The sequence below is a fragment of the Collinsella sp. D33t1_170424_A12 genome (assembly GCF_015554865.1).
GTDB lineage: Bacteria > Actinomycetota > Coriobacteriia > Coriobacteriales > Coriobacteriaceae > Collinsella.
The window spans coordinates 1-2,788 of the sequence record NZ_JADNJJ010000008.1 but is presented as its reverse complement, the minus strand read 5'-3'; the positions used below and the strand labels follow the sequence as shown (position 1 = coordinate 2,788).

Annotated in this window: 3 protein-coding genes; all 3 read right to left on the bottom strand. The window is 61.1% G+C overall.

Annotated features, from left to right (window positions below; all coding sequences use genetic code 11):
• The coding region (locus tag I2E26_RS00450; RefSeq protein WP_195419183.1) for a DUF362 domain-containing protein at positions 1 to 484 on the bottom strand (484 nt) is incomplete at its 3' end.
• A 531-nt stretch (positions 485 to 1,015) separates the two neighbouring features.
• On the bottom strand, positions 1,016 to 2,200 hold the full coding sequence (locus I2E26_RS00445; protein WP_195419182.1) for an FprA family A-type flavoprotein: 1,185 nt from the start codon (positions 2,198 to 2,200) through the stop codon (positions 1,016 to 1,018).
• 361 nt (positions 2,201 to 2,561) lie between these two features.
• A partial coding sequence (locus I2E26_RS00440) for a hypothetical protein (RefSeq protein ID WP_229056288.1) occupies positions 2,562 to 2,788 on the bottom strand: 227 nt, incomplete at its 5' end.

The following is a 2,788-nucleotide window of genomic DNA, read 5'->3' as shown; positions in this document are numbered from 1 at the left end:
CATGGCCCTTGAAATGCGTAAGGCTGATCACGATGTCAGCGTCCATGAGCGCATGGCCGATCTTGGCTTCCTGCACGTACTCGCCATGTTTCACCGGGACGAGCGTCTCGTCGGTTCCCTTGAGGCCGTCGGCGATGATGACCTGGCAGCCGGTAGCATACGGCGTGAAGCCGTTCTGGTACGCGCAGTCGATGTGCTCGAGCGCGTTTTTGCGGCTGCCCACGTAGAGCGTGTTGCAATCGGTAAGGAACGGCATGCCGCCCAGCTCCTTCACCACATCGGCGACGGCGCGGGCGTAGTTGGGGCGCAGGAACGACAGGTTCCCAAGCTCACCGAAGTGAATCTTGATGGCAACGAACTTGTTCTCGAAATCAATCTGCTCGATGCCGGCACGACGGATGAGGCGTTTGAGCTTGTCGAGTTGGCTCTCGCGTCCGTGGGATCGCAGGTTGGTGAAATAGACCTTTGCGGGCTGCTGTTCCATGCTCGTCCCCTCTTGTTGGATGTATGGATTAGGCGATACCAGCATTCTACTTCGAGCCGGCACGACTCGCATTCTCCGCGGTGGTCAAATCGGGTAACTGCGTGGCAGATTTGAGGATTATTCACAAGCCGCAGTTGTCTCAAAGGCGGCGTTCCGATTGGCACATGGTTGTCTGGCAAGCTCAAGAGGCCTTCACCACCCTTGTTTTCCAGCTGTTCCCACCCGTCGCCCTGCAGACAGCCCGGTAAGGGCAACGGAAACGACGCCGCAATCGCGCAAAGGCGCGCGCAAACGGAGGCAAAACGCCTCTCGAAGGGCCACGCAGATGGGCAATTTGACCATCCTCACGAAATTGAACGATTCCGTTCCGATTATCGATGCATAACCACTTGCGAAATAGCAGATGTCAGCGCATCCGCTTGCATACCGCATCCCCAGACCACCCAACGGGCCCGAAGCGCTCCAAAAGAAGAGGCGGGCGGCGCACCGCGCCGCCCGCCTCTTGATATCGCTGTGCTCGCGACGACGCGCTTAAGCGCGGGCGTCCTCGATGATCTGCTTGACCGTGGCCTGCAGCTGGGACAGGTCGTCTTCGCTCGGCACCCACTGCTGGGTAATCACCGGCACGGGCAGGTTGAACTTGGCCTTCTCCATCTCCTCGTACACCTGCTTGGGACCGAGCGGCGCCCAACCGTAGGAGCCAAACGCCAGGCCGATGCGCTGCTCGTTCTTGGGCGACAGGCCGCGCATGTAGGTCAGGAAGCTCGCTACGGTAGGCAGCATGTTGGAGTTGAGCGTGGGCGAGCCGATGGCAACATAGCGGGCGTCGCACATGTCGGTCATGATGTCGGAGATATGCGTTGCCTTGACATCGATAAGCTTGGCCGAAATCCCCTCGGAGATGAACGAGTCGCAGATCTCGCGCGCCATCTTCTCGGTGGAGTGCCACATGGAGTCGAAGACGACGACGGCCTTCTCCTCGGTCTTGTACGTAGTCCAGTCCTCGTAGCAAGCCAGGATCTTATCGATATGGGAGCGCCAGATGCAGCCGTGGCTCGGGGCGATCATCTTCAGATCGAGGCCCTTCACCGCGGCCAGCGCCTTGCCCGCCTGCATACCATAGGGCCACACGATGTTGGCGTAATACTTCTTGGCCTGCTTCATGATCTCGCACAGGTCGTTCTCGTCGTCGAAGCGCTTCGTGGTGGCGAAATGCTGACCGAAGGCGTCGTTAGAGAAGAGGATCTGGTCCACGTCGGAATAGGTGACCATGTTGTCCGGCCAGTGAACCATGGGCGTGGTCACGAAGGCGAGGGTGCGCTCGCCGATGCACAGGGTATCGCCGCTCTTCACGGGCGTGGCCTCGATGCCGAAGTGGGCGAAAACCTCCTTCACGCCGGCGCCGGTGCTCGCGTAGATCTGCGCGTTGGGTGCGATGGCATGGATGACGGGCAGAGAGCCGGAATGGTCCATCTCCACGTGGTTGGTGATGACGACGTCAATCTTGGACGGATCGACGACCTGGGAGATACGCTGCACGAGCTCGTCGGAGAACGTGGCCTTGCAGGTGTCGATCAGGGTGATCTTTTCGTCCATGATGAGGTAGGCGTTGTAGGTGATGCCCGCTTCGGTGGTGTAGCCGTGGAACAGGCGCTCATTCCAGTCGATGCCGCCGACCCACCAGACATTAGGCGAAATCTCAATCGCGTTCAGCATGTTGTTGTCCTCTCTCATGCCTCGAGCAAAAGCGCAGGGGCGCCATATGAACTGCCCATATGATAGCACGCGCCCTTTTGACTCCAACGGGAACACGCCTATTTATCTCCCCCTTCGCTGGTAGGAAAATACCAGCCGACACGCAGGACGCCGGCACAGATTGGGGACAGGCACGTTTCTGAGGCAGAAGCCGACCAGGCGGGACCCGGCTAAAAGGCGCTCGGGACGGCAAGGTGCGCGCAGCCTCAAAATACGCGCCCGCCCCCCCGATCCGAGGCACTGCGACACGAAGAAGGGGGCACCAAGGTGCCCCCCTTCCCATCGAAATGTATGTCGTTCGGCGCAAGGCCCGGCGTCGTTCCTAGAGCTCGGACTCCTTCTGGTCCTGGGCGATCTTGTAGCCGTAGGCACCGCACGCAACGGCGCCCATGCCCAGCAGGGCGGCCGCACCGGCCAGGTTGGCATCGCCCGTCTTGGGCAGCGCGCCGCCGGGCGCAGCACCCGGGCGCTGCGGGGACGGCTTCGAGCCAGCGCCGCCAGTCGAGCCAGCGCCGCCATTGCCGGCAGCGCCGCCGTTGTTGCCGCTAC